Consider the following 16,586-nt stretch of genomic DNA (forward strand, 5'->3'; position numbering starts at 1 on the left):
TGAAGAAGCGAAAGAGGAAGTGGACGAGCCAACAACAGGAGTTGAAGGATCGAAAGCGGAGGTAAAAGAAACAGGAAAAGAAATTGAAGGTTCAAAAGACACGGTAAATCAATCAGCAGTAGTCCAAGAACAAAACGTGAATAATCAAGTTGTGAAAGAAAATAAACCAGCTGTTAATAAGCAAGAAGAAAGTAAGAAATCATTAGGAGCAACAGGTGGACAAGAGAATACATCAACATTACTTTCAGGCATAGCGTTAGTTCTTTCAGCACTGAGTATGTTTGTATTTAGAAAGAGATTATTTAAGAAATAAAAAACGTTTTATCTTATTATAACGTAAGATGATTATATGAGTTTTGAGAAGACATTATCATGGCGATTTCATTTTGAAATATGCTTATGGTGATGTCTTTTTTAGAAGGATATAAATGGAAAAGGTGTGAATATATTAGTGAAGGAGGAGAGGTTATGTATGTCAGTTCTATTTTGAAAATTGAAGAGGTGGCAGCATTTATTGCGAATATGAATAAAGATGCTACTCATCATGTTGGCTATTGTGGAGATGAGAAAGAGGAGTTGTTACAGACAATTATTCATGATTTTTCAGATATAGGCTGGGAACAATCTTTTGTTGCTACTTATGAGAATAATAATTTAATAGGTTTATTAGGATTTGATGTGGATGAAGTAAAGAAATGTGCAGAGATATGGGGGCCGTTTATTATCGCAGAGAATTGGGAAGAAGTTGCTTTACATATGTGGAAGGAACTTATAGAAAAGCTGCCTTTTCATATTGAGAGATTTTATGGTTTTTATCATGTGGAAAATAATAATTGTGCCTGTTTAATGAGGAATTTACATGCAAAAGAACAAGGTCGACATAGTATTCTCGTTTTAAATAATATTGTGGAGCACCGTATTATATGTAATGTAGAAGAGGCTTTATCACAAGTGTTTGAGCAGTTTATCGCTTTACACAATCATGTGTTTTCTAATACATATTATGACGAAAACGAAATTATTGAACGTTTAAGTAATACGAATAAATTATTTGTAAGTATGAAGAATGATAAGTTAGAAGGTTATGTATATGTGGAAGTAAATCCAGAGTTTCAAGAGGCGAATATCGAATTTATTGCAACCGCTGAAAATAGTAGAAGAAAAGGTGTCGGAGAGCGGTTATTACAAAAGGCAATTCAGTATATTATTTCCTTCCAAGGAATGAAGGAGATAGAATTATGTTTGAATACGAATAATGATCGTGCGATGAAATTGTACAAGAAAGTAGGATTTGAGGAGAAGGCATGTTTACAACACTATATAATAGAGTGAAAACCCATTCGTATGAAAATTATATTTCATACGAATGGGTTTTATTAATCTACTTTTCCCTCAGTTGTTACGGATTCAGAAGTAATTTGAGGTGCTAATCGTTACATAACCTTTTTTATTTTTTGAGATACTTCTTTTGTTTGCAAATTAACATCTTCTTTTCGCAGCTCCTTAAAGAGCGAAATGACCATAAGAACGACTACGATAGAAAATGGTAGTGCTGCGATGATAGCTGCGATTTGTAGTGCATTTAATCCTCCAGCTTGTAATAAAATAGCGGCAATTATCGCGATTGTTAATCCCCATATAAGTTTTAAACTATTTTTCGGTGATAAGCTTCCGTTACTCGTTTGCATTGAAACAACAAATGTTGCTGAATCGGCAGAAGTAACGAAAAATGTGGCTACTAAAATTAACCCGATAATCGTTAAAAATGTAGAGAATGGTAGATGTGAAATAACAGCAAATAATCCAATCTCTGTACCATTTTTTGCAATTCCATCAGCTATTCCAAGCGATTGGAACATTTCCATATGAATTGCGGTACCACCAAATACTGCAAACCAAAATGTACAGATAAGAGTTGGGACTAATACAACTCCAAAAATAAATTCTTTTATTGTACGCCCTTTAGAAATACGTGCGATAAATGTGCCGACGAATGGAGACCAAGAAATCCACCATCCCCAATAGAAAATAGTCCAGTTTTCAATCCAAGAAGAAGATTTTTCATTAAATGCTCCTAAATTTAATCCCATACTAGGCAAAGCTCCAATATAAGAACCGAGTGTAGATGTGAAATATTTCATAATAAATACGGTTGGCCCTAAAAGTAAGAAAGAGATGAGTAAAATACCTGCAAGAGAGAAATTCAAGTTACTCAAATATTTAATCCCACGATCTAAGCCAGTTTGTGCACTTGTTAAATATAAAACAGCGAAGATAGCTATAAGTACGAGCTGGGTAAGTAAAGTGTTATGAATGGAAGGGAATAAATAGCTTAATCCTCCAGCAATTTGTTGAGCACCAATCCCAACAGATGGTACAATGCCAAACACTGTGGCTAAAACAGCTAAAATATCAACTGTTTTTCCAATACGAGAATTTTTCGATCGATTAAATAATGGAGTAACTGTAGCCCCAATTGTGCTACCTTTTTGTTTGCGGAATGTGAAATATGCAATTGTTAAAGCGACCATTGCGTATAGTGACCACGGAAAGAGTCCCCAGTGGAAAAATGAATATTGCATAGCGAGTTTGGCGCTTTCTTCTGTACCTGCTTTTCCTGTTAACGGATCTGTAAAATGTGAAATCGGTTCAGCGATTCCATAAAAGAGGAGTCCAATTCCCATTCCTGCCCCAAACAACATGGATAGCCAAGATGGATAATTATATTTTGGCTTTTCTCCATCTTTGCCAAGACGAATAGAACCGTACTTGGAAAATGCTAAATAAGCAGCCAAAATAATCATTGTAGTCATAAGTAGAGAGTAAAACCATCCAAATTTATTGAGGATAAATGAGTTTAAAGAAGATGTAACACTTTGTAAATCGTAGCCTTGTATCCAACTTGCTGGGGTAATTCCCCATATAATGAATAATGTTGTTAGCAAGAAGGAGATATAAAATACACTGTTTTCTTTTTTTATCATAGAATCCCACCCTTATTTAATAAAGTTAACAATTATAATAATCATAACAATTAAGTTTTTAATTGTCAAAAAATTCCCTTTTTATAATGTGAAAGGATGTAATTTGTTTTAGGGAGGTAAAGAGCAATGCGTTCACGATATGTACAAATTATAGGAAGAAATAATATGAAATATTGCATTTTATATTGTTACATCCAGATTTTATGTTAAATTCTTGAATGGAATATTAAAATAGGGGGTCAGGATATGAACAAGAAATCAAAGATCAATAAAGTGATGCTTAGCATTAGTACAATGGCTTTATCGTTAGGCGCACTTCAAACTCATGCAGCAGCGGAAGAAAAAGTACCGTATAACGTGTTAAAAACGAAACCGGTTGGAATTGAAAAGTCGGTAGATGAAGTTGGACATATTTCAAAAGGTGATGAAACTTTATCATTTCAAGAACGTTTAAAAGTAGGAGATTTTTCACAGCGACCAGCATCTATTACGAAGAAAACTGCAGTAAAGCAGGTTAAAGAAAGCTATTCAATGGCTGATTTAAACAAAATGAATGACCAAGAATTAGTTGAAACGTTAGGCAGTATTAAATGGCACCAAATTACAGACTTATTCCAGTTTAATGAAGATGCAAAGGCTTTTTATAAAGATAAAGGAAAAATGCAAGTCATTATAGATGAATTAGCTCATAGAGGTAGTACATTTACGAAAGATGATTCAAAAGGAATTCAAACGTTTACTGAAGTGCTGCGTTCAGCTTTTTATCTTGCATTTTATAATAGTGAATTAAGCGACTTAAATGAAAGAAGCTTCCAGGATAAATGTTTACCTGCTTTAAAAGCAATCGCAAAAAATCCAAACTTTAAGCTTGGTACAGTTGAACAAGATACAGTCGTATCTGCATACGGTAAATTAATTAGTAATGCTTCAAGCGATGTTGAAACGGTTCAATACGCATCGAATATTTTAAAGCAATACAATGATAATTATACTACTTATGTAAATGATCGAATGAAGGGACAAGCAATATACGATATTATGCAAGGTATTGACTATGATATACAGTCGTACTTAACTGAGGCTCGTAAAGAAGCGAATGAAACGATGTGGTATGGAAAAGTAGATGGGTTTATTAATGAAATAAATCGTATTGCTCTTCTAAATGAAGTAACGTCAGAAAATAAATGGCTCGTTAATAATGGAATTTATTTTGCTAGCCGTTTAGGGAAGTTTCATAGCAATCCAAATAAAGGATTAGAGGTTGTTACACAAGCAATGCATATGTACCCGCGCTTAAGTGAACCGTATTTTGTTGCGGTAGAACAAATTACAACAAATTATAATGGTAAAGATTATAGCGGGAATACAGTAGATTTAGAGAAAATACGTAAAGAAGGAAAAGAGCAATACTTACCAAAAACATATACATTCGACGATGGATCAATTGTGTTCAAAACAGGAGATAAAGTATCAGAAGAAAAAATTAAGAGACTATATTGGGCTGCGAAGGAAGTAAAGGCACAGTATCACCGTGTAATTGGAAATGACAAAGCGTTAGAGCCAGGAAATGCGGATGATGTATTAACGATCGTAATTTATAATAGTCCAGATGAATATCAGTTAAATAGACAATTGTATGGATATGAAACAAACAACGGTGGAATTTATATTGAAGAGACAGGTACATTCTTTACATATGAGCGTACACCAGAGCAAAGTATTTATAGTTTAGAAGAGTTATTCCGTCATGAATTTACTCATTACCTGCAAGGTAGATATGAAGTACCAGGTCTATTTGGAAGAGGAGATATGTATCAAAATGAAAGGTTAACTTGGTTCCAAGAAGGAAATGCAGAGTTTTTCGCAGGATCTACTCGTACGAATAACGTTGTACCAAGAAAGAGTATAATTAGCGGATTATCATCTGATCCTGCAAGCCGTTATACAGCAGAGCGTACACTATTTGCTAAATACGGTTCTTGGGATTTCTATAATTACTCGTTCGCATTGCAGTCTTACTTATATACGCATCAGTTTGAAACATTTGATAAAATTCAAGATTTGATTCGTGCGAATGACGTGGAAAATTATGATGCATATCGTGAAAATCTAAGTAAAGATCCTAAGTTAAATAAAGAGTATCAAGAGTATATGCAGCAGTTAATTGATAATCAAGATACATACACTGTACCAGAAGTAGCTGATGATTATTTAGCTGAACATGAAACGAAGTCATTAGCAGCGGTGAAGAAAGAAATTAGTGATACGTTGCCTATGAAAGATACAAAAATGACAAAACATAATTCTCAATTCTTTAATACATTTATATTAGAAGGTACGTATACAGGTAGTGTCACAAAAGGTGAATCAGAAGATTGGAAAGAAATGAGTAAAAGAGTAAATGAATCTTTAGAACAATTGGCGCAAAAAGAATGGAGTGGCTACAAAACTGTTACAGCATACTTCGTCAATTATCGTGTGAATAGCTCAAATGAATTTGAATATGATGTAGTCTTCCATGGAATCGCAAAAGATGATGGAGAAAATAAAGCTCCAACGGTTAATATAAATGGCCCTTATAGTGGTCTTGTAAAAGAGGGAATTCAATTTAAAAGTGATGGCTCAAACGATGAAGATGGAAAAATTGCTTCTTATTTATGGGAATTTGGAGATGGAAGCACAAGTGCAGAAGTGAATCCAGTACATGTATATGAAAGAGAAGGTTCTTATAAAGTATCGTTAAGAGTAAAAGATGATAAGGGAAAAGAGAGCAGAAGCGAAACAACTGTTACGATTAAAGATGGAAGTTTAACAGAATCAGAACCAAATAATCGTCCAGAGGAAGCAAATCGTATCGGGCTAAATAGTACTATAAAAGGTAGTCTTATTGGCGGGGACCACACTGATGTTTATACATTTAATGTAGCATTAGCGAAAGATATCGACATTTCTGTTTTAAATGAGTATGGAATTGGGATGACATGGGTACTTCACCATGAATCAGATATGCAAAATTATGCGGCTTACGGTCAAGCTAATGGGAATTATATAGAAGCAAAATTTAATGCAAAACCAGGTAAGTATTACTTGTATGTATATAAATATGATAATGGCGATGGAACATACGAATTGTCAGTAAAATAAGTGCTTTTCCAATGTATGTTTAACTTTACTTTTTGTGGAAAATAGTATATTATATAGATATATAATATATCGGTTATTTTCTAGGAGGAGCCTGTCACAATAGGTTTCTCCTGTTCTTTTTTAGAGGCCTGTCTTACAGGCTTTTATTTAAAAGATAAATGACTGAAAATTAAGAACAATAATCTTTGAAAGAGGTGGGGCATACACATAACAAAAAAGGGATTGTTTAAGAAAGGGGGATAAGAAATGGTCTTGTTTGGTTATCCACTTGAAACAATTTATTTATATGGATTTATTATTGCTACTATACTCACTGTTATTTATATCTTCTTTGGAGATATATTTGAATCGATATTTAGTTTTGGGGGCGGATCTGTATCCGTTGTTACTTTATTACTTAGTTTCTTCGCCATGTTATGTGGGCTTAGTTATATAGGAGAGTACTTATTTTCCTTTAATAGTATTACTATTTTCGGGGCTGCATTTGCTACATCTTTTATCGGTGTTTTCATCATGAAAATACTAATTTTAAAACCGATTGCAGAAGCAGAACAAAATACCGTACAACGTATGGATGAATTTATCGGTTGCAAAGGAGAAGTCATTACGACAATTCCTACAGAAGGATTTGGTGAAGTATTAATTTTATCCCAATTTGGAAGTAATGCAATCCCAGCTAAAACTGTTGGAAAAAAAGATATTTCGCAAGGAACAGAGGTTATTATCGAGGGAGTCCAAGATGGTGTTTTACTTGTACAAAACATCGCTTATTCTTTAAAAAAACCAAAATTATAAGGGGGAATTTACATGACGATTCCATTAATTATCGGTGGAGTTTTACTGGCAATTTTAATTCTACTCATTTTAGTATTCATTACGAAGTATCGTACGGTTGGTCCAGATGAAGCGTTAATTGTTACAGGGAACTGGCTTGGTGGAGGAAAGAATGTTGTTACCACTGATGATGGAAAGAAGATTAAGATTATCCGCGGGGGCGGTACTTTCGTAGTTCCAATTATGCAAAGAGCAGAGCCTTTAAGCCTATTAAACTACAAATTAGAAGTTGGTACACGTGATACGTATACGAAGCAAGGTGTTCCAGTTACAGTAAATGGTGTTTCTATTATTAAAGTAGGTTCTACAATTGAAGAAGTATCTACTGCAGCTGAGCAATATTTAGGAAAAGAAACAGAAGAGTTAAAAGTAGAAGCAAAAGAGGTTTTAGAAGGTCACTTACGTGCAATCTTATCTTCTATGACAGTAGAGGATGCGTATAGTAATAGAGAGCAATTTGCTCAAAAGGTACATGAAGTAGCTTCTACAGATTTAAAGAAGATGGGACTTCGCATTGTTTCTTTCACAATTAAAGAAATAATGGATAAAAATGGATACTTAGATGCGCTTGGTCAGCCGCAAATTGCGACAGTTAAGCGTGATGCAACAATTGCAAATGCAGAGCGTGAAAAAGAAGCACGTATTGAAAAAGCACGTGCTGAAAAAGAGGCAAAAGAAGCAGAATATCAACGTGATGCACAAATCGCTGAAGCTGAAAAACATAAAGAATTAAAAGTACAGTCCTATAAGAGAGAACAAGAGCAAGCACGTGCAGATGCGGATCTTTCTTACGAATTACAACAAGCGAAAGCACAACAAGGTGTTACAGAAGAGCAAATGCGCGTTAAAATCATTGAGCGTGAAAAGCAAATCGAGTTAGAAGAAAAAGAGATTGCGCGTCGTGAAAAGCAATACGATGCAGAAGTTAAGAAAAAAGCAGATGCAGATCGTTATGCTGTTGAGCAATCAGCAGAAGCAGAAAAAGTAAAACAAATTAAAAAGGCAGATGCGGATCAATATAAGATTGAAGCTGAAGCGAGAGCTCGTGCGGAAGAAGTACGTGTGGAAGGTTTAGCGAAGGCGGAAATCGAAAAAGCGCAAGGTCAAGCGAAAGCGGAAGTACAAAAAGCGCAAGGTACAGCAGAAGCAGATGTTATTAGATTAAAAGGTTTAGCAGAAGCAGAAGCGAAACAAAAAATTGCTGAAGCATTTGAATTATATGGTCAAGCGGCAATTATGGATATGGTTCTTAAAATGCTTCCAAGTTATGCGAAGGAAGTTGCAAGTCCGCTTAGTAATATTGATAAAATCACAGTTGTCGATACAGGCGGCGGTGGTAAAAATAGCGGGGCCGGAAAAGTTGCGGGCTATGCGACTGATTTAATGGCAACGATGCAAGAAACGTTAAAGGCTTCTTCTGGAATTGACTTAAAAGAGCTATTAGAAGGATTTGCAGGAAAAGGAGCAGTGCAACAATTATCAAGTGATAAACCTGTTGTATCTGTAGTAGAAGATAAGAAAAAAGAAGTAGAAAAAGATAAAGAATAATAAGGTGGAAAGAACCTCTAGTAAGTGAAATACTAGAGGTTCTCCTATGAATTATAATATTTCGAATAATATACATTTTTATACATTGTTTTAATTATTTAATTTATATAGAATGAAAAAGATATGTATCAATTCTTTAGATGTATAAAAAGATAGAGAGTCTCATTGATACATTTAAATCGTATTATTTTTATAGAAAGATTAAATGTTAATTAATTACATTTAAAACGGTATGGAGGGGTAGAAGTATGTTTCAAGGGAAATTAAGGAGTAGTAGTTTAAAAACAAAGTTACTTGTATCATTTATTATTATTTTAATTCTTCCAAGTATTGTAATTGGTTGGACGTCTTATCAACAGGCGAAGACGAATTTTAATGAAACGATTTTAAACTCGGCGAAAGATAATATAAAAATTTTGGATAATGTAATTAATAAAGAATTGGATAGTAAAAAAGTAGATGCAACTTATTTTACGAAATTATTCACACAATCAAGTTACCAAGCAGATCAAATTCAAAACATACAAAATAAACTAGAAGAATACAATAAACTGCATCCAGAAATGGAAGCAATCTATACAGGATCTAGTAATGGACAGTTCATTCAATCACCAGCTATTCAGATGCCAGATGGATATAATCCTACAGAAAGAGATTGGTATAAAGAGGCCGTGAAGAAAAGTGGAGAGGTAATTGTAACTGCTCCATATAAGTCAAAAACGACAGGGAATATTGTTATTACACTAGCAAAACAAAACGAGGATAAAAGTGGAGTTCTTGGGATTGACTTAATCATTAATAATATTGTTACTACTTCCAAGATGGTTAATATTGGTAAGGAAGGATATGTAGCGATATTTGATCAAGATAAAAATGTAGTAGCGCACCCGAAAATGAAGCCAGGAGAGAAATTAGAAGAGAAACTTAGTAAAGAATTGTATAAACAGGAAGCTGGGGATTTTCATTATTCATTAGATGGTGAAGATCGCAATATCACTTTTAAAACGAATAAGAAAACTGGGTGGAAAATAGCAGGAATTATGCCTTCCAAAGAAATTATCGAAGCGGCTGAACCTATTTTCTATAAAACAGTAACTGTTCTTGGAATTTCACTAATAATCGGTGGGATTGTAATTTACTTCATAATTGCGTCTATTATTAAACCGTTAAAACAACTTGTCATATCATCGAAGAAGATTAGTGAAGGTGATTTAACAGAATCAATTACAGTTCATTCTAAAGATGAAATTGGACAGCTAGGAGAAAGTTTTAACGAGATGGCTGCATCGTTACAAAGTGTCATTTCCAATATAAACACTTCAGCAAGTCATGTAGCGGCATCTTCAGAAGAATTAACAGCTAGTATGAAGCAGACAAGCGAAGCAACGGAACAAATTACACAGGCGATAGAGCAAGTATCAAGTGGTGCAGAAATACAAACGAAAGAAGTTGAAGAAGGAGCAACATTGTTAGAAGAAGTTACAGAAGGAATTCAGCGTGTTGCAGATAGTTCTTCATTAGTATCTACAGCCTCTATGTATACGAAGAAAAAAGCTGAAAATGGTGGGAAGTTAGTTGAACAAACTGTGAATCAAATGCAATTAATTCATGAGTCTGTTTCACAGTCAGACAAAATCATTGGTTTGTTAGACGATAAGTCGAAACAAATTGGAGCAATCCTTGAAGTGATTCAACATATTGCAGAACAGACAAATTTATTAGCGTTAAATGCGGCAATTGAGGCTGCGAGAGCTGGAGAGCAAGGAAGAGGATTTGCAATTGTAGCAGATGAAGTGCGAAAGCTAGCAGAACAATCAGGACAGTCTTCTACGGAAATTGGGAAACTAGTGAAAGAGATTCAATTTGATATAAAAGAAACAGTAAGCTCTATGAATCAAGTTGGAGCAGAAGTACAATCAGGACTTGTAGTTGCAAATGAAACGAAGCAAAGCTTTGCCGAAATATTGAAGTCTACAAATGATACAGTTGTACAAATTGATAGCATGGTAGATGTAGCAAAACAAATGACGGTAGATGCAAAACAAGTAAGTGCATCTATTAATGAAATTGCAGCTACAATTGAAGAAAATGCAGCAAGCGTTCAAAATATTGCTGGTTCTTCAGAAGAACAATTAGCTTCAGTAGATGAAATAAATGCAGCAGCAGTCCATTTATCACAAATGGCAGAAGAATTACAAGAGATGATTAGTAAGTTTAAAGTGTAATAACAAATATTAAGAAACGAGGTAATAATTTTACTTCGTTTCTTTTTTTATGAAGAGAAAAAGAAAGAAATATAGAGTAACCGTGTTATGATTAAGTATAATTAAAGAGACTGTATATTCTTTAAATTCTATCTTTAATCATGTTAGGGGAATGGTTTTGAAATTAAAAAAATTAAAACTCCAACCGAGAATTACATTAACTATTAGTACACTTATTTTAGTGGTACTTCTGCTAACGAGTTATTTATTTTATTACATATTATCTGAAACGGTAGAAGAGCAAATTGGGAAACGGGCTTTGCATGTTGCGAAAACAGTTGCCGCGATACCAGAAATTCAGGAAGCTTTTCAAAAAGAAAATCCAGCTTCTATTATTCAGCCAATCGCAGAAAAAATTCGAATGGATACAGAGGCTGACTTCATTGTAGTTGGAAACAAAGAGGGGATTCGTTATGCGCATCCTGAGCGAGATAAAATAGGAGAAAAAATGGTTGGCGGAGATAATAAAGGCGTTTTATTAGAAGGAAAATCATATGTTTCGAAAGCAACTGGATCATTAGGCCCTTCATTACGCGGAAAAGTTCCAATCCGTAATCAGGAAAATGAAATCATTGGTGTGGTGTCTGTTGGATTTTCAATGGCTGATATTCATGGAGCGGTAGAAGTGTATGGAAAGCGTGTATTTTGGATTACAATAATAGGGCTATTAATTGGAGTAATCGGCTCTATATATTTAGCGGCAAGTATAAAAAGAATGATGTTCGGGATGGAGCCAGAAGAAATTTCATCTTTATATGAAGAGCATAGTACAGTGATTCAATCTGTACGTGAAGGGATTATTGTAATCGATAAAAATGGCATGATTAGTTTAGTCAATCAAGCAGCTTATGATATTCTTTCGCTAGATAAACAACAAAATATTATTGGGGAATTTATTTTAAATGTAATTCCTAATTCAACGATACTAGATGTACTTCAAACTGGTGAAGAACAGTTTGATCGCCAATTAAATATAAAAGGACAGGCTGTTATTGCGAACCGTCTACCTATTAAAGTAAAGAATAAAGTAACTGGTGTTGTATCGAGCTTACGTTTGAAATCTGAAATGGATCAGTTAACAGCAGAATTATCTCAGACGAAGCAATATACAGAGGCATTACGAGCGCAAGCGCACGAATATAATAATTTATTGTATACGCTTTCAGGTCTTATTCAATTAGAATCATACGAAGATGCTTTAGAGCTTATTCATAAGGAAACAGCGGTATATCAAGATTTTGTTCAATTTATTATGAAGCGGATTCAAAATCCATGGCTAGGTGGAATTTTAATTGGATTTTATAATAGAGCACGAGAGTTGAAGATTGATTTTATGCTAGATAGAGAAAGTGGTTTAGAAAAATTAAGTCCACATATTGAGAGTAATTATGTCGTTTCTATTTTAGGAAATTTAATTACGAATGCATTTGAAGCAATTGAAAAAAATGAAGAGAATGATAAGAAAGTAAGGATGTTTGTAACTGATATTGGAGAAGAAATATTAATTGAAGTGGAAGATTCAGGGCAAGGGATTCATGATGAAATAATTACTAGCATATTCTATAAAGGCTTTTCGACGAAAGAAGGAGGAGAGCGAGGATATGGATTAGCAAAAGTGAAAGAGTTAGTAGAAGATTTAAATGGAAGTATTGCAATTGAAAAAGGGGATTTAGGTGGTGCGTTATTTATTATTGCACTACCGAAAGAGAGAGGCGAATAGTAATGGGTGAGGAGATTGAAGTATTAATTGTAGAAGATGATATTCGGATTGCTGACATTCATCGTCGTTTTACTGAGAAAATTGAGGGATTTAAAGTAATTGGAACGGCAACGACTGGAGAACAAGCGAAAGAATGGCTAGAGCTTGTGAAGCCACAGCTTGTTTTATTAGATGTGTACTTACCTGATATGCAAGGAACGGAACTTGTCACATATATTAGACATCATTTGCACGATACAGATATTATTATGATTACAGCGGCATCGGAAACAGATGTAGTGAGGCACGCCCTGCGGGGCGGAGTAACAGATTATATCGTAAAGCCACTAATGTTTGATCGATTTAAAGCAAGTCTGGAAGGCTATCAAAAAAAGATTATACAGTTAAAGAAAAATAATCAATTATCTACGGAGCAAATTGAATATTTATGGTCTCAAAGAGGGGTGAAGGGAGATCAAATAGAATATGCCCCGAAAGGGATAGATCCTTTAACTTTAGCGAAAATAAAAAAGCATATGTTAACAGTTAATGAAGAAGGGATTACAGCAGAGGTGCTAAGTTCAATGGTAGGCGTAAGCCGATCAACGGCAAGGCGTTATTTAGAGTATTTGATATCTGGGAAGAAAGTCCACGCAGAGCTAATATATGGAAGTGTTGGGAGACCCGAGAGACGTTATTTTCTTGTTTCTTCATAATAAAAAACAGTAGAGGATTTTATTCCTTCTACTGTTTTTTTTGCATCTTATATTGGAATAATCCCAATTACAATTCCGGTAATTAACATAACCATTGTCGTTCCAACGGCCCACAATAAAGTGAAGCGTTGATGTTCACCGAAATCAACTTTTGCCATTCCGACCAATAAATAAGTGGAAGCGACAAGAGGACTTAATAAGTGAACGGGTTGCCCAAGTAAGGAAGCGCGTCCCATTTCAGCTGCACTAATTCCGTAAGTAGCAGCAGCTTTCGTCAAAATAGGTAATACCCCGAAGTAAAATGCATCATTAGACATGAAAAATGTGAATGGCATACTGAGAAGTGCTGTAATAATTGGCAATTGTGGTCCAAGTGCATCTGGTATAAGAGTTACTACACTGTTAGCCATTGCATCTACCATTTTTGTTCCAGATAAAATACCAGTGAAAATACCGGCAGCAAATACGAGAGAAACAACTGCTAATACATTCCCAGCATGAGAAGCAATACGTTCTTTCTGTTGCTCTAAGTTTGGATAGTTAATCATAACAGCGATAGCAAAAGCGACTGTAAATAAAACAGGTAATGGCATAACTTCTAGTATGAGACAGACAAGTAATGTGGCGGTTAATAAAAAGTTAATCCATAGAAGTTTAGGGCGTTTATGCACTGCTGCTTCGACAGTTGCAGCTTGCTCATCCATTGTTTGCATTTGTTTTAAATACTGTACATCCATAATTCCTAAACGTTTTCTTTCTTTTTTTCCAAGATAGTAGGCAACGAAAACAACCCAAATTGCACCAGCAATCATTCCTGGAATAAGAGGTGTAAATAATTCGGAAGCCTCAAGCCCAAGTGCGCTCATAACACGAGCTGTGGGTCCACCCCAAGGTGTAAGATTTGTTACCCCTGCCCCTAACATAACAACTCCAGCTAATATGAGGGGGTTCATTCCAAGGCGCTTATATAGTGGATACATTGCGGAAACTGTAATCATGTATGTTGTTGTACCATCACCATCTAGAGAAACGATAATAGTCAATATAGCCGTTCCGACAACGATTTTTAAAGGATCTCCTTTTACAAATTTTAAAATCTTACTAATGACAGGATCGAATAAACCGCTATCAATCATAATCCCAAAATATAAAATAGCGAACATAAGCATAATACCAGTAGGTGCTAATTTTTGGATCCCCTCTAACATCATAGGTCCCATATCGGCATAGAATCCGCCAATTAATGCAAAAACACTCGGAATTAATATTAATGCTACTAGCGCTGACATACGTTTCGTCATAATTAAAAACATAAAGACAAATACCATCGCAAATCCAAGTAGTGCTAACATGTAATTTCCCCCTCAAAAGAATGATTGCGCTTTCAAAATAGAATAAAAATTCAGAAAAAGGTTTTTTATTTATAATAAAAGCATCTATTCAAATGGTAAATAATTTGAAAAATAACATCATTAGAAGCATAATTTTTATTTTGTTCATTTTGTTCACGGTAGTTAATTTGAATTTTTAAAAAGTAAGCTGCTTCTCGTAAGAATGGTAGAATAAGATGAAAATAGTGAAGTGTGAAATAGGGAGTAGATGTTATATGAAAACGAGAATTGAAGAGATTTATAGCTCTTATGAAGGAAAAGTAGAGGAGATTTTTATTAATGAATCTTCTTACGTATATGAATGGGAAAAATTACTGATGATCCGAAAAAATGACGGTGAGCTTAAAAAAATTGCAGTCGGGATTAGTGGAAATATAAGATTGGTAAATGTAGAAGTTGGACAGGAAATTAGTGCGGATACATTATTAGTTAAATTAGAAGATGATTTGTTAATTACAGGTTGCGAGTGATGAGAGATGTGTAGAAATAACTACACATCTTTTTTTGTTTCCTATATTACAAAAAGCACATTGTTTTTTCACAAATCTCACACAACCTTTTGGTATTCTTTTCGTGGAGTATACGGTTTCTAGGGAGGAATATTGATGAAAGTAAAATATGTCGTACTTGCTATATGTTTATGTTTCGTATTTACGGTAGTCGGGTGTGGGAAAAAGGAAACAGCAGCTGTTGCCATTGATGAGAAACATGATAAATGTGATATTTGCCAAATTGGGGTAACAGATAATCAATTTGCAACAGAAATTATTTTAGAAAATGGAAAAGCGTTAAAGTTTGATGATATCGGTTGTATGTATAAATGGATGGAGATCAACTCAGATGAAAAGACGAAAGAGAAATTTGTCCGAGATTATGATTCGAAAGATTGGATTTCGTTAGAAGACGCTACTTACGTATATGATAAAACAATAACGACACCGATGGCTTATAATGTCATTTCATTTAAAAATAAAAAAGATGCAGAGAGATTTGTATCTAACTATAAGGGGAAAGTTCTTTCGTATAAAGAGCTAGCAGAGCATAAATGGGAAATGAATAAAGAGATGATGGGGAAACCGAAAGCAGGAAATCATGGTGGACATCATTAATAGGAAAAGACAACTATGTAGTTGTCTTTTTCTATTATTACTCAGGTGCAAATATAGAAAAGGTGTAAAATTTTTAGCAGAACGGTTACAATGGAATATAGTAACCTAAAGCAATCATTTATGTACTTTTTAGAAATGTATACAAATGCGGTAAAAACGTGCTAAACTAATTGCTTCATAATGTTAATGATGGGGCCATCAGGCGTATCATTTCAATAGGTTGAGAAACATAGTATAAGCTTAAGATAATCCGATTAAAGAAGGAATCTAAAGGGCTTATGGATAAATGTAATCAAGAAGAGTTATTGTATGTGATGGAGGAATGGTTAAGAAAACATTATCTTTCATAGGAGCTGTAGTTGTGAGAAAACAAAAAATTTTATTATGTATTTTATTAGGACTTTTAATGACGGTAGTGGCTTGCGATAAGCAAGAAGAACCAGAATCGAAACCGGTTCATGTGAAAAATGAGAAGAAAAAAGAGAAGCATAAAGAACAGGAAGAATCTAAAGAAGAGAAAAGTATAAATTTAATGGACAAACAGTTGTTACTTTCAGCTACTCTTGGAGACACAGAGACAGCTATGAAGTTGATTCAGGATGGAGCGAATATAAACGTAGAAGGTGACAACGGAGAAACGCCTGTCCTTGCAGCGACGTACCAAAATCATGTAGAGACAGTTAAAGCATTAATTGGTGCAGGTGCTAATATTGAAATTAAAGATGAGAAAAAAAGTAATCCACTTCTTTATGCAAGTAGAGAAGGATATACGGATATTGTAAAAGTATTAATTAATGCAGGAGTTAATACGAAAGAAACGACTAGGTCAGGTGGGACAGCACTTATTTCTGCATCTGAGCGTGGCCATGTAGAGGTTGTTAAAGAATTATTAGAGCA

13 protein-coding genes and 1 pseudogene are annotated in these 16,586 nt (G+C 34.4%); 12 read left to right on the forward strand and 2 right to left on the reverse strand.

Annotated elements, in window-relative coordinates:
- Positions 1 to 313, forward strand: a 313-nt coding sequence (locus MR107_RS25875; RefSeq protein WP_242292877.1) for an LPXTG cell wall anchor domain-containing protein, incomplete at its 5' end; no start/stop codon positions are given.
- A 155-nt stretch (positions 314 to 468) separates the two neighbouring features.
- Positions 469 to 1,332, forward strand: coding sequence for a GNAT family N-acetyltransferase (locus MR107_RS25880; RefSeq protein WP_242292878.1), 864 nt, complete (start codon positions 469 to 471; stop codon positions 1,330 to 1,332).
- A 101-nt stretch (positions 1,333 to 1,433) separates the two neighbouring features.
- Here MR107_RS25880 and opuD read toward each other — a convergent pair whose 3' ends face one another.
- Positions 1,434 to 2,984, reverse strand: coding sequence for a glycine betaine transporter OpuD (opuD, locus tag MR107_RS25885; protein ID WP_242292879.1), 1,551 nt, complete (start codon positions 2,982 to 2,984; stop codon positions 1,434 to 1,436).
- A 246-nt stretch (positions 2,985 to 3,230) separates the two neighbouring features.
- On the opposite strand from opuD, the gene colA reads away from it, so the two are divergent.
- The 7 genes and pseudogenes from colA to MR107_RS25915 all read left to right on the forward strand — a co-directional run bounded on the left by colA (position 3,231) and on the right by MR107_RS25915 (position 13,189).
- Complete coding sequence (colA, locus tag MR107_RS25890; protein WP_242292880.1) at positions 3,231 to 6,128, forward strand: collagenase ColA; 2,898 nt, start codon at positions 3,231 to 3,233, stop codon at positions 6,126 to 6,128.
- 246 nt (positions 6,129 to 6,374) lie between these two features.
- Positions 6,375 to 6,923 (forward strand): NfeD family protein, encoded by a 549-nt coding sequence (locus MR107_RS25895; RefSeq protein WP_242292881.1) that lies wholly within the window; start codon positions 6,375 to 6,377, stop codon positions 6,921 to 6,923.
- Between the two features lie 12 nt (positions 6,924 to 6,935).
- On the forward strand, positions 6,936 to 8,510 hold the full coding sequence (locus MR107_RS25900; RefSeq protein WP_000155021.1) for a flotillin family protein: 1,575 nt from the start codon (positions 6,936 to 6,938) through the stop codon (positions 8,508 to 8,510).
- 248 nt (positions 8,511 to 8,758) lie between these two features.
- Positions 8,759 to 9,793, forward strand: a pseudogene (locus MR107_RS32060) (HAMP domain-containing protein); the annotation flags it as partial.
- 81 nt (positions 9,794 to 9,874) lie between these two features.
- Entirely contained in the window at positions 9,875 to 10,735 is an 861-nt protein-coding gene (locus MR107_RS32065) for a methyl-accepting chemotaxis protein (RefSeq protein WP_370622813.1), read from the forward strand.
- Positions 10,736 to 10,886: 151 nt separating this feature from the next.
- Positions 10,887 to 12,494 carry an ATP-binding protein gene (locus MR107_RS25910; protein WP_002025277.1) on the forward strand — a complete coding sequence of 536 codons (1,608 nt, stop codon included), beginning with the start codon at positions 10,887 to 10,889 and terminating at the stop codon, positions 12,492 to 12,494.
- A 2-nt stretch (positions 12,495 to 12,496) separates the two neighbouring features.
- Complete coding sequence (locus MR107_RS25915; protein ID WP_000503461.1) at positions 12,497 to 13,189, forward strand: response regulator; 693 nt, start codon at positions 12,497 to 12,499, stop codon at positions 13,187 to 13,189.
- A 47-nt stretch (positions 13,190 to 13,236) separates the two neighbouring features.
- Here MR107_RS25915 and MR107_RS25920 read toward each other — a convergent pair whose 3' ends face one another.
- Positions 13,237 to 14,541: a CitMHS family transporter gene (locus MR107_RS25920; RefSeq protein ID WP_000880464.1), complete on the reverse strand. Its 1,305-nt coding sequence runs from the start codon at positions 14,539 to 14,541 to the stop codon at positions 13,237 to 13,239.
- 254 nt (positions 14,542 to 14,795) lie between these two features.
- Here MR107_RS25920 and MR107_RS25925 point away from each other — a divergent pair, with 254 nt between their 5' ends.
- The 3 genes from MR107_RS25925 to MR107_RS25935 all read left to right on the forward strand — a co-directional run.
- Positions 14,796 to 15,050: a hypothetical protein gene (locus MR107_RS25925; protein ID WP_000857376.1), complete on the forward strand. Its 255-nt coding sequence runs from the start codon at positions 14,796 to 14,798 to the stop codon at positions 15,048 to 15,050.
- A gap of 135 nt (positions 15,051 to 15,185) precedes the next feature.
- A complete protein-coding gene (locus MR107_RS25930) occupies positions 15,186 to 15,689 on the forward strand; it encodes a nitrous oxide reductase accessory protein NosL (protein ID WP_048538433.1) in 504 nt (167 codons plus the stop codon).
- Positions 15,690 to 16,011: 322 nt separating this feature from the next.
- On the forward strand, positions 16,012 to 16,586 hold a 575-nt coding region (locus MR107_RS25935; RefSeq protein ID WP_242292882.1), incomplete at its 3' end, for an ankyrin repeat domain-containing protein.

Origin of the sequence: Bacillus cereus group sp. BfR-BA-01441, from assembly GCF_022663075.1 — a bacterium.
Classification (GTDB): Bacteria; Bacillota; Bacilli; order Bacillales; family Bacillaceae_G; genus Bacillus_A; species Bacillus_A cereus.

Coding starts and splice junctions, on each gene's coding strand:
- MR107_RS25880 (WP_242292878.1), top strand. CDS start 469: ATGTATGTCAGTTCTATTTTGAAAATTGAAGAGGTGGCAGCATTTATT.
- opuD (WP_242292879.1), bottom strand. CDS start 2,984: ATGATAAAAAAAGAAAACAGTGTATTTTATATCTCCTTCTTGCTAACA.
- colA (WP_242292880.1), top strand. CDS start 3,231: ATGAACAAGAAATCAAAGATCAATAAAGTGATGCTTAGCATTAGTACA.
- MR107_RS25895 (WP_242292881.1), top strand. CDS start 6,375: ATGGTCTTGTTTGGTTATCCACTTGAAACAATTTATTTATATGGATTT.
- MR107_RS25900 (WP_000155021.1), top strand. CDS start 6,936: ATGACGATTCCATTAATTATCGGTGGAGTTTTACTGGCAATTTTAATT.
- MR107_RS32065 (WP_370622813.1), top strand. CDS start 9,875: ATGAAGCAGACAAGCGAAGCAACGGAACAAATTACACAGGCGATAGAG.
- MR107_RS25910 (WP_002025277.1), top strand. CDS start 10,887: ATGGTTTTGAAATTAAAAAAATTAAAACTCCAACCGAGAATTACATTA.
- MR107_RS25915 (WP_000503461.1), top strand. CDS start 12,497: ATGGGTGAGGAGATTGAAGTATTAATTGTAGAAGATGATATTCGGATT.
- MR107_RS25920 (WP_000880464.1), bottom strand. CDS start 14,541: ATGTTAGCACTACTTGGATTTGCGATGGTATTTGTCTTTATGTTTTTA.
- MR107_RS25925 (WP_000857376.1), top strand. CDS start 14,796: ATGAAAACGAGAATTGAAGAGATTTATAGCTCTTATGAAGGAAAAGTA.
- MR107_RS25930 (WP_048538433.1), top strand. CDS start 15,186: ATGAAAGTAAAATATGTCGTACTTGCTATATGTTTATGTTTCGTATTT.